This window comes from Pedobacter africanus, assembly GCF_040548825.1.
In the GTDB taxonomy this organism is placed as follows: Bacteria; Bacteroidota; Bacteroidia; order Sphingobacteriales; family Sphingobacteriaceae; genus Pedobacter; species Pedobacter africanus_A.
On the sequence record NZ_JBEPSL010000004.1, the window covers coordinates 281,843 to 299,251 of the forward strand.

The following is a 17,409-nucleotide window of genomic DNA, read 5'->3' on the forward strand; positions in this document are numbered from 1 at the left end:
TATAAGCCTTTCTTATGGAACCATATGATTTTTACCAAACGCTTGTCCAGCGGTATTTAAATAAGAGCCTCAGCGATGAGGAACTTGAAGTTTTTATGGAGTTAGCTAAACAAGGTAAGCTTGATGTACAGCTAATGGAGGCAATGGATAAGGAGATCAACTTACTCCTGCCTCAAAAGAAATCATTCCGTCTATGGTATCGATTAGCAGCAGTTGCCAGTATCCTAATCGTTTTATCAATAGGTATATTTTTTTATCTAAGTCCTTATAAAATATCAGATACTATTGCTGAGAATGATATAAAGGCTGGTGGTTTTAAAGCAATGTTAACGTTGTCCAACGGAAAGAAAATCCCCCTGACCGGGGCTTCTGACGGTAAATTAACCGACCAGGGTGGTATAGAAATCACCAAAACCAATGATGGACAATTGATTTATCAAATTAGAGGTAAAGAGGCAAGGAATAAAGGAACCATACTTTTTAATACAATTAATACACCCAGAGGTGGTAAATACGGGATAAAACTACCTGATGGAACCATGATTTGGCTTAATGCAGAATCCAGCTTAAAATTTCCAACGACCTTTACCGGACTATCGGAACGAAGGGTAGAATTGAGTGGCGAAGCCTATTTTGAAGTTGCTAAACTTACCATGAACAAAAACCAGAATATTCCATTTATAGTTGCTACAAATAAGCAAACGATAGAAGTTTTAGGCACCCACTTCAACGTAAGCAATTACATCAATGAACCCATAGCAAAAACAACCCTGTTAGAAGGCAGCGTGGCTGTAAGTGCACATAATAGTCATAATAAACAGATACTTAAACCTGGAGAGCAATCCCTTTTAACCTCTGGTAGCTTAGTGATCAGCAAGGTAGATACAGATATAGAAACAGCCTGGAAAGAGGGAAATTTTAATTTTGAAGACGAAAGCATTCAGAGCATTATGCGTAAACTGGAGCGATGGTATGATATTGAGGTGGTATATGATGGCCCCATGAACAACGACACATTTGGTGGAAAGATCTCTGTAAACAGACCACTTTCAAAAACACTTCAATTGTTAGAATCTACAGGAACAATTCACTTTAAAACTCAAGGAAGGAGGGTTACCGTTATGCAATAAATTTACTTTAATGGTAATCTGAAATTAACCGGGGATGATTGAGCCCACCCCCGGCTGATGGTAAGAACTACTAATTGATACTAATGTGAATACAGCAATCAACTAATTACTAACCACGCCTCTGTAATAACTACAGCTGGCTTAAACTCAAATGTATGAATTTTTATTCGCTATTTAAGCGTAAGGAATTTGCTCAAAAGGCAGACTTTCGGTCGAAGATAGCCAGTCCGGTTATAACCTGGATCAAGGGAATCGATAGGAGAAAATATATAATGCGTATCAACCTAACCATCATGATGCTGACCACAATATTACTTCAGGTAGGTATTGCGGGGCATGCACAAAAAGTTAACTTAATTAAGCGTAATGTTACACTACAGGAAGTATTTAAAGAAATAGGCAAACAAACCGGTTTCGATTTTGTGTACAACACGCAACTCATGAAAAAAGCCAAACCGTTGAGCATTAAAGCTGTAAATGTGCCTTTGAAAGAGGTGTTAGATGAATGTTTCAGGGACCAGCCTTTTGAGTATGAAATAAATGACAATAGCATAACCATCAGTGCTAAGAAACCAAAAGAAGAGATAACGAACGCACTGCAAAGCTTGTTGGTGATAATTACCGGTCAGGTAACCGATGAAAATAACAAACCAGTTTCCGGGGTTAACGTTCGGTATTCCGGTGCCAAAGCTGCCACTATTACAGACGAGTACGGTAAGTACAATGTTGAAATCCCTGATGGTAATACTGAATTAATTTTTACCTATATAGGATATAAAGTTTACAAAGTCAAACCAAATTTACGCAAAGTAATTAATGTTCAGCTGGAACCCTTGACAAAAGAACTGGATGCGGTTGTAGTTACTGGTCTCTTTTCCCGCCCGGCTGAAAACTTTAGCGGTGCTGCTACTAAAGTAAGTGGTAAAGAGCTACGTAACGTAAATTCTATGAATGTACTGGATGCATTAAAGGTATTTGATCCAGCAGTAAGGATACCAGATAACATACAACTCGGAAGTAATCCAAATGCTCTGCCACAGATCAGTTTACGGGGAACTAACAATTTTCCTGTCCAGCAAGGCAATGTCAGTATCCCCTCTTCCGGCGCCGATTTCATGTCAGCCTACGCTACCAATCCAAGTATGCCACTCTTTATTCTGGATGGTTTTGAAGTCAGCCTTCAAAAAATATACGATTTGGATATCAACCGTATCGCAAGCATCACCATCCTCAAAGATGCAGTCGGCACCTCCGCCTACGGCTCCCGGGCTTCAAATGGGGTAATTGTTGTGGAAACACTGCAACCAAAAGCCGGCAAGCTGCAATTGAGTTACAATACAACCCTACAAATTACTGGTCCGGATCTTACTTCCTACAGACTGCTTAACGCTGCCAATAAGCTGGAGCTTGAGCGGATGTCAGGTACATACAACGGCGGTGGAAGGCCAGACCATCAATTGTATTACGATGAATTGTACTCGAAAAGAAAAGCGGATGTGTCCCGCGGTGTAGACACGTACTGGTTGTCCCAACCTTTACAAACCGGAATTGGCAACAAACAATCGCTCTTTGTTGAGGGTGGTGATGAATATATCCGCTACGGCGCAAGCTTTGGATATACAGCCAACCGCGGCGTAATGAAAGGCTCATCAAGAAAAAACTATGAGGGTGGAATGTCTTTATCGTACAGGCGAAAGAAATTCCTGGTGAGGAACCAGCTAATTGTAATGGCAAATCGATCGGATAATTCACCATGGGGAAATTTCTCAGATTATTCGCGCTTAAATCAGTACTGGTCCCCCTATGATGAAAATGGTAAGATTAGAAAAATTCTGGAAATTACTTCTGTACCTGGATACCTTAATCTTGGCGCAACTTATACCAATCCTATGTACAATGCAACCCTCGGGACAGCAGATTATTCCGGATATTTTGGTATCAATAACAATACCTTCCTGGAATGGCGTTTTGACAATGGATTGAAAATAACCGGCAAGGTCGGGATTAGCAGCCAGAAAGATCAATCAGATGTCTTTCTTCCAGCTGATCATACAAATTTTGCCACGATCACAGATTACAATTCTACAGACTACTTTAACCGGGGAAGGTATACAAAAAACAATGGTAGTTTTTTTTCTTATGATGCCAGTTTACTGGTCGATTACAACCATTCATTTGGTAAGCATCTTTTATTTGGCACCTTTGGTTTGTCTGCCGCGGAACAAAACAGCAAGGCTTACGGACTTGTAGTCACCGGATTTCCAAACACCAGGTTAGATGAAGTTTTTTTAGGCAATGCTTATTTGCGGGAAAGCCGCCCGAGCGGGAAGAACGACATTACAAGAAGGGCATCTATGTTTACCAGCTTAAACTATACCTATGACAGGCGATATCTAGCCGATTTCTCATTCAATGTTGATGGTTCTACACAATTCGGTGCAAAAAACAGATTTGCTCCCTTTTGGGCAATTGGCTTAGGCTGGAACCTGCACGAAGAAGAATTTATGTCGATGTTGAAAGAAAGCGCCGTTAACAGGCTAAAGCTACGCGCAGGCCTGGGTACTACCGGAAGTCAGCAATTCCCTCCTTATATGGGCATCAGTACGTATAAATATAATACAGCCCAGGACTATCTTGGCATGTTGGGCGCTTCGCTGATGGCCTATGGCAATGAATCACTACAATGGCAGCAAACACTGAAAAGAAATATTGGTGCAGATATTTCCTTGTTCCGTGACAGAGTGGTTTTACGGTTAGATGCTTACCTGGAGACCACCAATAACCTGCTATTGGACATCAACACACCACCCTCAGTTGGTGTAAATTCTTACAAGGAAAATATTGGCAAACTACAAAACAAAGGTATTGAAGGTAACATTAATGTATTCATTTTGCGGAACGACAAGCAATCTACCTTTTGGAGTGTATTCGTAAATGCCATTCATAATCAAAATAAAATACAGGAGATTTCTAATGCACTGAAAAAGATGAACCAGGCAAATGATGCTACCAGAAATCCAGACGGCACAGCTAGCAGACTGCAGACCAGACCTCAACTGCGGTTCAAGGAAGGGCAATCAGTAAATGCAATCTGGGCCGTGCCTTCCGCAGGAATTGATCCAAGTAACGGACGGGAAATCTTTATTAAACAAAACGGAGACCTTACCTATACCTGGGACGCTGCAGATAAGGTCATTGCTGGAGATGCATTACCGGCAGTTAGTGGTAATCTGGGAACAAACCTGAGTTACAAAGGTATCCAGATAGGTCTGTATTTTAGTTATCAGCTTGGAGGCAAGTTGTACAACCAAACCCTGGCAGACCGATTAGAAAATGCAAACATAGGATACAACGTAGACGAACGTGTTTTACTGGGAAGGTGGAAACAGCCAGGCGACCATACATATTTTAAAGGTATTGTTGATATCACTGGCTTTCCTGTTACCGCACCTACCAATGCCACTTCAAGATTTGTTCAGCGGAACAATTTTCTGGACCTGGAAAGTCTTTCCTTAGGCTATCTGATACCTGATAAAGCAACAGCAAAATGGGGAATTAAAAACACCCGGCTAAGCTTGCAGATCAATAACCTGATCAGGCTTGCTACCGTGAAAGCTGAGCGCGGCCTGGATTATCCCTTTGCCCGAAATTTCACATTTAACTTAAGCACCTCATTATAAGCAAAGTATTATGAAATTAAAAAACAGACACCTGTACTCCATATTAATCGCTCTGGGTTTATGCTGTACAGCATGTAAAAAATGGCTCGATGTAAAACCTAAAACCGAGGTGAGCGAAGATGTCCTTTTCCAGGATGAACAGGGCTTCAAAGATGCATTGACAGGCGTATACACGCAAATGGGCAGCCGCTCCATGTATGGAAAAGAACTTACAATGGGCCTAATGGATGTGCTGTCGCAGAATTACAATGTAAGTTTAAATACCAATGCCTATTACCAGGCCGGCCGTTACAATTACGCCGATGCAGGTATTAAAACTAAAATTGATGGTTTTTGGAATAACTCCTATAAAGCAATTGCCAACTTAAACAATGTGCTCGGACAAATCGATCAGAAAAAGGACGTGTTTACCGGCATCAACTATAGGCTCATTAAAGGTGAAGCACTGGGCTTAAGGGCATTTCTACACTTTGATCTCTTAAGGGCCTTTGGCCCGATACCAGTTGATAATATGGATACCAAAGCAATACCTTATATCAAAAGTTTTAACATGGATGTTACACCTAAAATAACATTCAAAGAGGTAGCTGATCAATGCCTGGCTGATTTGAATGAAGCCTCCGCGCTGTTGGCAGTAGATAAAAATCTCTATTACGGAATAGAGGATATATTCCGCTCCTTTACAAGAAACCACATGAATTACTGGGCTGCAACCAGCTTGATGGCAAGGATTTATCTATATCGGGAAGATCGTCAGGCAGCTTACGGAAAAGCCAGGGAAGTTATAGATGCCAAAGTTTTTCCATTTGTAGCTTCTTCAGAGATCAGCAGTGCATCATTTCCGAACCGCACCTTTAGCGGAGAGCATATTTTTGGCCTTTATGTAGCCAATTTGCCAGATATCAACGCTGAACTTTTTAAGCTGGCCGCAGCCAATAGTGTATTAACCAATACCGCTACTTTCATCAATAACCGCTTTGAGATAAACAACGGGGGCAGTACCGATTATCGGTTCTTGTTTTTATGGAAGACCGACGGGCCTGCATCTACAAAGTACCCTGTTAAGTACTGGTCTGATGATATCAGTTACAGTTCAAATGCCTCTACTTTTAAACGAGTGCCATTGATCCGTCTTTCAGAAATATATTACATAGCAGCAGAGGCAAGTACGGATCTGAATGAAAAAATAGATTTGCTAAATGAAGTCAGGGTACACCGTGGTTTATCTGCATTAGCTAAAACCCTTTCGTCTGAAAATGTAGAAACGGAGATATTTAAGGAATACAAAAAAGAATTTTACCAGGAAGGTCAACTGTTTTTCTATTACAAACGCAAAAATAAGACACAGATAGAGGGCTATGGCACACCTGTAGGAAACACACAATATGTTTTTCCACTTCCTGATGACGAAATAGAATTTAACAGACAATAAACCTCACAGAAGTATGAAAACTCTTATACATATACTAGCGGGTCTTTTTTGCACCTTAAGCTATGCTTGCCGGAAAGATGAGTTGGTGTCATTTAACCAGAAACCTAAGGTCTACATTTATAAAAGAACACAGGCGCCAGTAAGCCCTGTAAAAGACAGCGCGACTTACTCTTTCGCCATAAAACCTACATCAGTGGTTTCAGATACGGTTTTTATTCCTGTCAGAATTATGGGGGATGCGGCAGATCATGACCGCAAGGTGAATTATGAAGTAATGGATATTTCAACCGCCGATCCAGAAAGTTACACACTCCTCCCTGCTGTTATAAAGGCAAATAAATTTGAAGGTACATTGCCGGTATTGATCAGGAAAACACCTTCACTTAAAAACAAGGAGGGAAAATTGTGGATAGCCATTACCGCATCTGATGATTTTGATCCAGGAGTATCTGATCAGCTCAGCTATCTTATTAAGATCAATGATTTTCTTTCCAGGCCACCAAGCTGGTCTGATTCTTATTTCGGAAAATATAGCAGTGTCAAATATGGCTTTATGATACAGAAGACCGGTTACACTTCCTTTGATAATCTTGGCGTCAGTGAAATGCGTTTCATAGCCCAGAACTGTAAGAATGCCTTATTAGAATATGAAGCCCAAAATGGGAATATGTACGATGAAGTAGGCGACCTGGTAATTTTCCCTTAACCGTTTTAAAAATCAACAGTAATGAAAAGATATTGCATATTATTTATAATCCTGTCTTGTACACTGATTGCCAGCTGTTCGAAAGATAAGGGTAATTACGACCTGAATCCGATAAATGAGATAAAAATAACTGACAAGCAGCCAGAAAACATTCAAATTTTTCAGTTTGAGACCCTCAAGATCAACCCGATTATAGAACAAACCAGAGAGGTAGATGAAAATAAGCTCATTTATTCCTGGTCAACCTACCTTACTGCTAATCCTCCAACAGCTTTTGCGCTCGGCAGCACTAAAAATCTGGATGCAAGAATAGAAGTAAAACCTGGCAAGTATACCATTCTTTTTACGGTTAAGGACCCACAAACAGGAGTGTCTTTTTTTAAAGAGTATAAAATGGAGGTAAGCACAAGGCTGGGGGAAGGCTGGCTTGCGCTTGAAGATATGCCAAACGGCAAGCAGGAAATTTCTATGATCAATGTGGCAGAAGAGGTCATGCACAACCTTTATGGAAATGCAAACACCGGGCAAACGCTTCCAGATAACAGCTATGTTATAAAAGTATTGAATACCGCTTATGGCCTGCAAAATGTGTTTATTCTAGGCAACAAAAATGCCGTAGAAGTTGACTATATCAGCATGAAAAAATTTGATGAATTTAAAAGCTGGTTTTATACCCCACCGGCAACATTTAATATTCAGAACTATTTTTACGGTACTTTGGGCGCATCAGGCTTTATCATAAATAATGATGAGCTTTATTCTCTAAGTTTTTTAAATGCCAATGACAGGCTAAAATTTGGCGCGCCGATTAAAGGTGATTGGAAGATCTCTGACTTTGCTTTTCCACATACATACAGCGATTATACGCTGCTTTATGATACAAAAAACCAGCGTTTTTTACGGCATTTGTCGTCCGCAATTACCACACTTTCAAATCCGGCCGGATCCGCCTTTGATCCAAATAATGTCGGTAAACAACTGGTATTTGGTGGGCCGGGTTCCGGTAGTTTCTACAACTGTTTGATGAAGAACAATAACGACGATCAATTTGCTGTGTACCGCATAAATGCCGCATACAATGCTTCCGTGATTGCTGCAGAAAAATACGACGTAGAAAATGCTCCGGGGTTAAAAAATGCAAAACTTTTCGCTTCGTCGGGTTTGTACATGCACATTTATTATGCAGTAAATAATGAAATTTATTTGCTTGACATTCCTGCAAAGAAATCAAAATTGGTTTATGCCTTCCCGGCAGGGGTCGAGATCACATCCATTAAAATTAAGCAGTCTATCAATTTAATCGTTAGCTATCCCGATAACAACAGGCAATTTGTGGCTGCAACTTACCAGGCCGGTGAAGGAAAAATATACAAGTTCGCTATAAGCAACACTGGAGATTTTACTGGTAATACCTTTTTTAAGGAATATCATGGGTTTAACAGGGTGAAAAACCTGGAATACAAAAATGGGAGCGCTTATTAATTAACCAACTATTAAAAATAAAAAAATGAATACATTCAAATATCTGATATTACTTCTTTCATTTATTGTTATGAGTTCAGGCAGTTACGCCCAGAACGAGAATTTAACCAAAAAAATCTATGCCTTTGTGACTAGAATGGGCGAGCAAAAACAACTGGATTCTATGAAATCCATATACACTCAAATGCAAAAAACATATCCTGAGCAAGATCATAAGGACCTGCACTATATCTATAGTATAGCTAAAGGAAACCTTGCGCTAGCAATGATCAAAGCAAACGATCCCATGGCAAATCAAATGATAGGCGCCATTCCTGAAGGGCAAATGCGAAGAAACTACCTGGGCTCAATCATCAACCAACTGCTTAAATCGGGTAAAATGACGCAAGCAGAAAAGCTGTTGAAGGACGCGTTAGCCCCTGGTAAAAAAGACAGTGCAAATTATTATACATATAGCTACAACTATGCCGACTTATTATATCAGCTGAAAAGATATAAGGAAGCCCTTCAGTGGATTACGCCTGTAAAAGAAATAGTCGGGTTGAAATCTAAAAATCAAAAAACTTTATACGGATTTATTCTTTACAAGAATAAAAAATATGATGAGTCAATAGAGGTGCTTAGTTCAATGGTAAAGGAAGGCATGGCCAACGATGAAGCAAAACAAGTTTTAAGAGAGGCCTGGATAGCTTCTGGGAACAAAATAGAGAATTTTGACCTTTTTTTAACCGGTTTACTAAAAAATCTAAACACCGATAGAATTGAATACATGAAAGGGCATGAAGTAAATTATGACGCACCTGATTTTAAGTTGGTGAATCTTGAGGGTAAGGAAGTAACTTTATCTTCCTTAAGAAATAAAGTAGTAATGCTTGATTTCTGGGCCACATGGTGCGGGCCTTGTGTTGGTGCTTTCCCGGCTATGCAAAAAGCAGTGGATAAATACAAGAACAATAAAAATGTAGAATTTCTATTTATCAACAGCTGGGAAACCGAAAGCGATATGCTAAAAAGAAAGCAAAAAGTGAAAGAATTTTTGGCAGATAAACCATACAGTTTCAATGTGCTTTTGGATCCGAACCCTGGTACAAAACAAAGTGACTATCTGGTAATTTCAAAATATAAGGTTAAGGGCATCCCCGCTAAGTTTATTATTGATAAAGATGGCAAAGTGCGTTACGCTTTAACAGGATTTAACGGTGGCGATGATGCAACGGTTGAAGAGATCAGTATCGCGATTGATAATTTATTAAAATAATAAATCTCAAAAGATTAAAAAAAGAAGTACAGATAAATTTATCCGTACTTCTTTTTAAAAAAGGTTTATATGTAATTGGCGCATCTTAGTGGGGTACTTAATTTGATTGATCCTTCAAAAGCGAAATATCCTGAACAGGTTGCGGCAAACTTAACGCTGCCATTTCAGCATAGACTGCTGAGTTTACATTCAGGCCCCATTTCTTAAAGAAAATACTCAGATCTTTTCCCGAAACTACACAGGCAGATTTCATAAAGTAATTCATCTTTTGGTCGTCAGTGCCTACCACAGGTTTGTCTACTCTGGTCTTGCTTAATAGCTTTGGATAAAAATCATCACCAAAGGCCAGTCCTAATTGCTCAAACATGCAGAGTCTTACCCACACAGATGCCACATCATTATTAAAATTGCGCTGAGCATCCGGCAAAGCCAGATAAGCTGGCACCTGCTCCCATATTTTATCACTCACCAATCTGTTTTCAGCAGGCGTTAACTCCCTTTGCACGGCTCTCGAAAATATGTTGACTGTTACCTCACCAATTGCGCCCCATGTCCATACCTGTTGGTGTAAGTGGCCCAGTTCATGCCACGGTCCCCAGGTCACATCGGCAGGTTTTAAAATTGCAGAGATTGCAGTCCCGATATAAGCTGTACGGTAATTATAGGCAAACATGTAATAGGCTTTATCCTCATGCTGGGTTAGTAGATACCTTTGGTGAACATTAGGTTTATCCAGATCAGCAGCACTATTAAGTCCGCTAAAATCATCTTCTATCTTTATAACTCTGGATATTTTTGACAATAGCACTTCCTGATCTTCATCCTGATACCTGATGGCAGAAGCACGGTCTGCAACAATCATACAACGCTCGCCCTGCAAGATCACATCAGGCACTGTATTCAATTTAGAAAGCATATCTTTCCATTGGTTTTTTGTAGTAACACCAGCAACGTAGTAAGGAACCTTTTTAAAACCGCTGGTAAAAGTAAGCTTGGCCTTTGCATTGGGATAATCGTTTGTGTACCTGATCCAGATCAGACCATCAACAGTACTGGTAATTTCATTAAGCCCGGCTTTTAAATTAAAGGTAACCGGCTGGGTGTTCCATGTACCATATCTGGAGTAAGTACCAATTAATAAGGTTGGCAACCTTGTACCGGCCTGTTGCTCCACATTTACCTTAATGGTTGAAGAAGTTGCAACAAACAGACCTGTAGCAGAAAAATCGGTAGCTAGCCAGCTCAATTGTAACCTTTTCCTTTCACTTTCAGCCGAAAGGAGTTCTGTTTGTTCAAAAACTACAGGCGTTTCTGTAACGGTTGGGGGCGTAACTACTGGCGCTTCCGTTCCGGGATTATCAACAGGCCTAACTTCTTTTTTCTTACATAGGGTAAATGTAGAGATTACCAAAAGTGCAACAGACAAGTAAAATAACGAGGATGATTTCATAATTAAATTTTTAGTTGCTTCCGATTTGGAATTTATATGACTTCGTACGCCCTACACCTTTAACCTCGAAACCATTGGAATAAATCTCAAGGATGCCATATGCATTTTTATCAGATGTTTCGACCATACCTTCTAAAGTGATACATGGAATAGTGGAATGGTACCCAAAATCCCCGCTATGGTGATGACCGGCAAAAAGGGCTTTGATACAACTATATTTAGCAATTACCTTAAGGATTTCCTGACTGTTCAGGGCAGTAAAACCCCGGGAAAAATCGAGGGGATGATGGGAAAAGATCAGTACTTTATGGCGTTTGGCCTGAGCTTTGGCCAATAAATTGTCCAGCCATTGTAGCTGCCGGCTACTGATCCCTCCGTTGTATTCCTGTGCGTTTACCCCTTTAGCCTGCTTAATACTGTCTACCATTGCGGTTAATTCTTTCTCTTTCCATGTTCCTGCTATATTGGCATACGAAGCTACTTCATTAGTATTCAACATTATAAAAAGCCAGTCCTTTTGTTTAAAGGAATAGTATTCGGCAGGCATGTCAAGTTTTTCATATAAAAACTGATTATCCGTTATACCGTGATAATCATGATTTCCTGTAGTGGTATAAATTCGTTTCTTTAAACCTTTTAGAATGGATAAAACCGAATCCAGATCCTTTGGGTTTCGATCTATTACATCTCCCAGATTAAGAGAAAACTGTACTTTTTGTTTGTTGAGATCGTTAACACATTCTCTCAATTTTTTTAACGAGTTTCGATAATAACGTGTGCCCCTTGATTCTACATCAGCGTATTGAATGTCTGCTATAAGGCCAATACGTATAATAGGTTTCGATTGTTGTGTTTTACTTATAAAGCTATCTGTTGTTATGGCAAGAACGATAAAAAAAAGAGTTAACTTATTCATATGCTTAAAGTTGAATGATTTAGAAATATAAGGAATAACGGTTAGGTCAACACTACCTAACCGTATTTTATTCTTGTTACCAGCCTGGATTTGGTGTCAGTTTTGGATTGAGTGTAATTTCATTGGTTGGAATGCTTTCCAAATAATCGCGGTTGGTTTTAAAGCCATATCCATTCGGTAATTGAGTTTGGTAAGGGTCAAGAAAACCATTAGCATCAGTTTTATAGTTTATTTTTTTACCCACCCATTCCGTAGCGTCGTAAGGATAGCCTTTTGGCCTTTTATTTAATAAAAGGTTGTGGGCTCGCCACCTCATTAAATCTGCATAACGAAAGCCCTCGGCTCCTAACTCTACAGTCCGTTCCCGGCGAATCTCCTGTAATTCATCGGATATGGCATACCCATAATCCGCGTACGTATTGCGCAAAGGATCGGATTGCACTACGAAACCCGGCATACCCACACGATTACGAAGTAGATTTATGGATTTGGCATAGTCAACAGCTTCGCCCAATTCTGATTTAGCCTCCGCATAATTCAGTAAAGCCTCCGAATAACGGAATACAATAGCGCCGGTTGTACTGTTGGTGTTCCATGAAACGCCGCTTCCAGCCTGCGGGTCTTTGGGATCATTGCCTTTTCTGATTTGGAAACCAGTATTATTTAAAGTTTCACCAGATTGATCGAGGAAAGGCTTGCTGAATACACCCTTCCCAAATCCGTTATCCCACATCACCGCATTTGGGGTCCAGACGGTTTGCGCCAGCCTTGGATCACAGTCCTGACCTATTTTAGTCAGGAATTTGCTACCCTTGACGGCTTTACCCAAATTTATAAAATCGTATGGGGTACCTGCTTTTGATAAATAGTGCTGTACCTGCTGAAGTGTAAGCATATTTCCTGCAGTACGGTCTGAAACATAAATTTGGAAAGAATGCCCCAGTTGCAAGCCAATGTCATATTTTTTCCAAAGCAAAACTTCCTTATTATTCGATTGGTCGGTCAACGAAAATAGCTTGCAATAATCCTCATTTGGGTTACCCGTAGAATATATACCGGTATTATATTGCGCTTTCATTAATTCTTCTGCAGCGTTTACAGCAGCCCTGAAATATTTATTAGGGTCGGCACCAGCAGTTCCAAAATCTGTTCCGCTATGGTATTTTTGCCAGGAACCTTCAAATAAGGCAACACGTGATTTAAACAATAATGCAGCTTCCTTGCTCAACCGGTTATTGCCCCCAACCGCTGCTTTTAAAGGATTCAAATATTCAATCGCTTTATCCAGGTTCGATAAGACAGAGTCGATGACCAGGGTTCTCGGATCGCGGGCTTTGTACAATTCCTCTGAGTTCGTTTTCAACGGATCGCTGAACCAGGGTACATCCCCATAGGCAACCACTTTTTCAAAATAGAACCATGCCTTAAAAAAATGGGCTTCCCCTAAATAGTGTTTGTAGGTGTTAAAAGGTTCTTTACAGTTTTTATAGTTCGCAAAAAACACATTAACACTTTGAATATCTGCCCACCACCAGGTGGTCGGTGTTGTTGTGCCCGAAGCTGATGTTGACAGTGAACGTGACCCGTTCCATATTGTGCTGGGTACTGCGATGATCTGGGTATCAGAACCTCGGGTACCGTCCCATCCGATCAGACCGGTATAGCTTCCAACAACACCAAAAGATGGAAACCCCGCATAAAATTGAAGTGTATATTTCTCCAGGTCGCTGGCGGTTTTCCAATAGGCATCATTTGACACCTGGATTAAAGGTTCTCTATCCAGATAATCTTTTTTACAAGAACCAAGTATGATCACACATAGCAATCCAACTTGCAAGAGTATATTTTTTTTCATTTCCTGTTTGATTTAAAATTAAAACGAAATATTCAGGCCCATTGCCCAGATGGCTTGTGAGAATATAGACTTTCCATTCCCATATTCTCCCACATTGGCGGTTTCAGGATCAAACCCTACAGGTATCTTACTGGAGGTCCAGATGTTCTCTCCTGAAAAATACAGCCTTGCCTTGCCCAGTCCTACCTTACTGACGGCAGCTTTGGGCAAAGTATAGCCAACCTGTAGGTTTTTCAGCCGTATGTACGCCCCATTTTGTAAATAACGGGTTTGTACCTGTTGGTTTTTAACATATGTAGCTGCAGTACTATAAGGGCGTGGGAAATAGGCATCGGTGTTTGGCCCTAAACCGGAATACCTGCTTTCTTCAGCATCACGATAATAATTCAGGTGGTTAGGGAACAGAGAGGTCTGGTTCCAGTTGTTGAATCCCCAGAATATGTTTCCGGTTAACCACAGATCGCGTTTTGCTGTACCCTGAAGGAAAATGGAGATATCCAGGCTTTTATAATTTGCAGACAGGTTTAATCCGAATTGATAGCGCGGTGTAGTGTTTCCGATTACCTTACGGTCGCCAAAGTCGTTAACCGTATTTTTACCGTTATTGATCACCCCGTCGTTGTTCAGATCTTTATATTCTACATCACCGGTACGCCATACCTGGGCATTGATAAAATTCTGCATTTTGCTGGAATTGATAAAATCAGCCCTTTCCTGTGTCTGAATAAGCCCTAGGGTTTCATAACCCCATATTTCACCAACTGTTTTCCCTGTATAATCAGTAGTTAATATACCAGTTGGATTATTGTATTTGGTCACAACACTGGTATTGTCAAAAAGCATTCCTGTTACACTGTAATTAAAATCATTGCCAACTTTGTCTCTCCAGGTTAGTGAAGCATCCCAGCCCCGGGTACGCAGTTCCGAATTGTTTTCAAGTGGAATGGTAGCTCCCAGAACTGCGGGGAGAGCCTGTGCAGGTCCAAGCCTGTTAAATGTTAATCGTTGATAATAGTCAAAAGTAAGCTGCAATTTGTTATTGAATACTGCCATATCAATTCCCACATCAACTGTTTTTGAAGATTCCCATGTGAGGTCCGGATTGATCAGGTTAGGTGCAGTAGTGTATGCGGGGCGTTTAGAATTAAGAATCCAGTTTAAGTTTGGTTGTATCCTCAGGAGGGCAAGATCCTGGTAGGCAGTAACATCCTGGTTACCTAAATTACCCCATGAGCCTCTTAATTTTAAGCTGTTTACATGTTTTGAAATGTTGGCCCAGAATTTTTCGTTAGATACATTCCATCCTACGGAAAAAGAAGGGAACCAGCCCCAGCGATGATGCTTGGCAAATTTAGAAGTGCCGTCATATCGGGTGTTTACTTCCAGCAAATATTTATCCTGATAGTTATAATTAAATCTTAGAAAATAACCCTTTGTTGCCCAATGTGCAAGGGTATCAACAACCTGCATTTCTCCTGTCGCAGTGGTTATAGAGGGTACTTCGGGAGTGATCAGTTCACGTTTAAGCCCCCTCATGTAATCGTACCGGTTGGATTCCTGCTGATAACCTCCTAAAAAGGCAAAATGGTGTGCCTCCAATATGTCAAATTTGTAGGAAGAGAATACATTAAGCGATTTATAAGTTGAATTTGATTTGGATTTTGTGATGTAAGATGGAACTGTAGACGCAATTGGCGTAAGGGTTCCATCGACCTGATCTTCATAAGCAGTAAGATTTTCACCTACAAACTGTTTAAATGGAAGTGATACAGAATAATCTGCATTTATGGACCAGCCTTTCAAAGGGGTAATTTCAGTTGCAAGTCTTTGCAGCACCTCTCTTTTTGTGGTTTTTTCGTTACCTGTGCGCATCAAAGGCACTCTTGATAAAGCCGAATATTGTCCATTGGGGGATTTTAAATATTGGTTAGGATGGGTACGTAAGATATGGTGGATCACCATTGCGTAATTACCTTCACCATTGTAAACCGGATTTATCCTGTTTTCTTCTGTAATACGCGTATTTGAAGTTAGCTTCCACCAGCTGTTTAGGTTTAAGTCAATTTTGGAGTTCAGGTTAATGCGGCTATAGTTGTCCTCTGCCATTTTTAAGATGCCTTTTTCGTATGCATGTCCTGCAGATATGAAATAGGCTGCATCCTTTCCACCACCTTTTACAGAAATATTCTCCTGGCTCCGGCGCCCATTCCCGAAATGAATGTCAACCCAGTCGTTATTACCGTTTGAAAGCTGATAAGTTGCCCATTTGGTAGGGTTGCTTGGATCCGGAACGGTTTCAGGTAAGCTTGGGTCCGCCTGCCTTGCAAGAATCCTGTCTATTGTTTCCTCAGAAAACAACCTTGCTACACCCTGATTGTCATGAAATTCATTCATTGCTTTTACAAAAGTGTAAGAGTCAACCATCCTGGGTTTGTTGATAATCGATGTAATGCTGGAATTAGCAGATGCCTCCACCTGAATTTTTTGATTCTGCTTTCCGGATTTCGTCGTTATGATAAGTACACCGTATGGCGCCCGCGCACCATAAATTGCTGATGCAGCAGCATCTTTCAGAACGGATATATTGTCTATATCATTTGGATTAACGGTATTGATGTCGCCAGCTGTCCCGTCTATGATCACATACGGTTTTCCCTGTCCGCGTATTTGCATACCCGGACTTGCACCAGGTTCAAATCCGCCGTTACCGTAGCTGAAGTTAACACCTGATACCGTACCTTGCAATGCCTGTGTAACATTGGTTGTTGGACGGTTCTGGAGCTTTGAACCGTCTACTACCTGCACTGATCCGGTAAGATTTGTTTTCTTCTGGGTACCGTAGCCCACAACAACAACCTGATTAAGCCCGGTAATATCCTGCTCCAGCTTCAGGTTCAGATAATCCTGGTTCTTTACAGTGATCTGTAAGGTCTTATATCCGATATAGCTAACCTCTATAATGGCGTTCTCTGCCACATTCTCTATCGAGAATTCACCTTTTTCATTAGTTGTGGTAGTTTTACTCGTCCCTTTTACCTTAACAGAGGCACTTGGGACTGCCTTACCGGCTTCATCGGTAACCCGTCCGCGAATATTGATTTCCTTAAATTTTTCAATTAAAATCTGAACTACAGATGCTGGCTTCTGGCTCAGTATGATAGACTTTTTCTTGATTTCGAAGTCCAGGTTTTGATCCCGGAGAATGGTCTCTAAAGCCGATGTTATCGTTACACCATGCAAATTGACATTTATAACTGCCTTTTTCCTGACCAGCTCAGATTTGTACAGCACGATGTATCCGGTCTGCTTTCTGATATGTTCAAAGGCCGATCGCAGACTGATATTGTTTTCTTTCAGCGTTATCAGTTGGGCGGAAGTCGAGGCGCTCACCTGCATTAGAAAAGTGATCATAATGACGATAATTAGCTTCATAATACGCAACATTGAGCAAGGTATGCCATATGGAGAATTGCACCTGATTAGATGAATAAATTTCATAA

10 protein-coding genes are annotated in these 17,409 nt (G+C 40.6%); 6 read left to right on the forward strand and 4 right to left on the reverse strand.

Annotated elements, in window-relative coordinates; all coding sequences use genetic code 11:
• The first annotated feature begins 14 nt into the window (after nt 1-14).
• The 6 genes from ABIE26_RS20845 to ABIE26_RS20870 all read left to right on the forward strand — a co-directional run bounded on the left by ABIE26_RS20845 (nt 15) and on the right by ABIE26_RS20870 (nt 9,688).
• Nucleotides 15-1,130 carry a FecR family protein gene (locus ABIE26_RS20845; RefSeq protein ID WP_310145410.1) on the forward strand — a complete coding sequence of 372 codons (1,116 nt, stop codon included), beginning with the start codon at nt 15-17 and terminating at the stop codon, nt 1,128-1,130.
• A 155-nt stretch (nt 1,131-1,285) separates the two neighbouring features.
• Nucleotides 1,286-4,810: a SusC/RagA family TonB-linked outer membrane protein gene (locus ABIE26_RS20850; protein WP_310145411.1), complete on the forward strand. Its 3,525-nt coding sequence runs from the start codon at nt 1,286-1,288 to the stop codon at nt 4,808-4,810.
• Nucleotides 4,811-4,820: 10 nt separating this feature from the next.
• A complete protein-coding gene (locus tag ABIE26_RS20855) occupies nt 4,821-6,242 on the forward strand; it encodes a RagB/SusD family nutrient uptake outer membrane protein (protein WP_310145413.1) in 1,422 nt (473 codons plus the stop codon).
• 13 nt (nt 6,243-6,255) lie between these two features.
• Nucleotides 6,256-6,948: a DUF4843 domain-containing protein gene (locus ABIE26_RS20860; protein WP_310145414.1), complete on the forward strand. Its 693-nt coding sequence runs from the start codon at nt 6,256-6,258 to the stop codon at nt 6,946-6,948.
• A gap of 21 nt (nt 6,949-6,969) precedes the next feature.
• Nucleotides 6,970-8,430, forward strand: a complete 1,461-nt coding sequence (locus tag ABIE26_RS20865; protein WP_310145416.1) for a PKD-like family lipoprotein — start codon at nt 6,970-6,972, stop codon at nt 8,428-8,430.
• A 25-nt stretch (nt 8,431-8,455) separates the two neighbouring features.
• Nucleotides 8,456-9,688, forward strand: a complete 1,233-nt coding sequence (locus tag ABIE26_RS20870) for a redoxin domain-containing protein (RefSeq protein ID WP_310145418.1) — start codon at nt 8,456-8,458, stop codon at nt 9,686-9,688.
• A 97-nt stretch (nt 9,689-9,785) separates the two neighbouring features.
• On the opposite strand, the gene ABIE26_RS20875 is transcribed toward ABIE26_RS20870, so the two are convergent.
• From ABIE26_RS20875 to ABIE26_RS20890, 4 genes are all read right to left on the reverse strand, one after another.
• A complete protein-coding gene (locus ABIE26_RS20875; protein ID WP_310145420.1) occupies nt 9,786-11,138 on the reverse strand; it encodes a M60 family metallopeptidase in 1,353 nt (450 codons plus the stop codon).
• A 10-nt stretch (nt 11,139-11,148) separates the two neighbouring features.
• On the reverse strand, nt 11,149-12,054 hold the full coding sequence (locus tag ABIE26_RS20880; protein WP_310145422.1) for a metallophosphoesterase: 906 nt from the start codon (nt 12,052-12,054) through the stop codon (nt 11,149-11,151).
• 76 nt (nt 12,055-12,130) lie between these two features.
• Nucleotides 12,131-13,909 carry a RagB/SusD family nutrient uptake outer membrane protein gene (locus ABIE26_RS20885; RefSeq protein WP_310145423.1) on the reverse strand — a complete coding sequence of 593 codons (1,779 nt, stop codon included), beginning with the start codon at nt 13,907-13,909 and terminating at the stop codon, nt 12,131-12,133.
• A gap of 18 nt (nt 13,910-13,927) precedes the next feature.
• Nucleotides 13,928-17,341, reverse strand: coding sequence for a TonB-dependent receptor (locus ABIE26_RS20890; RefSeq protein ID WP_310145425.1), 3,414 nt, complete (start codon nt 17,339-17,341; stop codon nt 13,928-13,930).
• Nucleotides 17,342-17,409 lie beyond the last annotated feature (68 nt).

What these genes read in the sequence shown, in the direction of transcription:
- ABIE26_RS20860 (WP_310145414.1), top strand. Translation starts at nt 6,256, where the DNA reads ATGAAAACTCTTATACATATACTAGCGGGTCTTTTTTGCACCTTAAGC.
- ABIE26_RS20880 (WP_310145422.1), bottom strand. Translation starts at nt 12,054, where the DNA reads ATGAATAAGTTAACTCTTTTTTTTATCGTTCTTGCCATAACAACAGAT.
- ABIE26_RS20890 (WP_310145425.1), bottom strand. Translation starts at nt 17,341, where the DNA reads ATGAAGCTAATTATCGTCATTATGATCACTTTTCTAATGCAGGTGAGC.
- ABIE26_RS20885 (WP_310145423.1), bottom strand. Translation starts at nt 13,909, where the DNA reads ATGAAAAAAAATATACTCTTGCAAGTTGGATTGCTATGTGTGATCATA.
- ABIE26_RS20875 (WP_310145420.1), bottom strand. Translation starts at nt 11,138, where the DNA reads ATGAAATCATCCTCGTTATTTTACTTGTCTGTTGCACTTTTGGTAATC.
- ABIE26_RS20855 (WP_310145413.1), top strand. Translation starts at nt 4,821, where the DNA reads ATGAAATTAAAAAACAGACACCTGTACTCCATATTAATCGCTCTGGGT.
- ABIE26_RS20865 (WP_310145416.1), top strand. Translation starts at nt 6,970, where the DNA reads ATGAAAAGATATTGCATATTATTTATAATCCTGTCTTGTACACTGATT.
- ABIE26_RS20845 (WP_310145410.1), top strand. Translation starts at nt 15, where the DNA reads ATGGAACCATATGATTTTTACCAAACGCTTGTCCAGCGGTATTTAAAT.
- ABIE26_RS20870 (WP_310145418.1), top strand. Translation starts at nt 8,456, where the DNA reads ATGAATACATTCAAATATCTGATATTACTTCTTTCATTTATTGTTATG.
- ABIE26_RS20850 (WP_310145411.1), top strand. Translation starts at nt 1,286, where the DNA reads ATGAATTTTTATTCGCTATTTAAGCGTAAGGAATTTGCTCAAAAGGCA.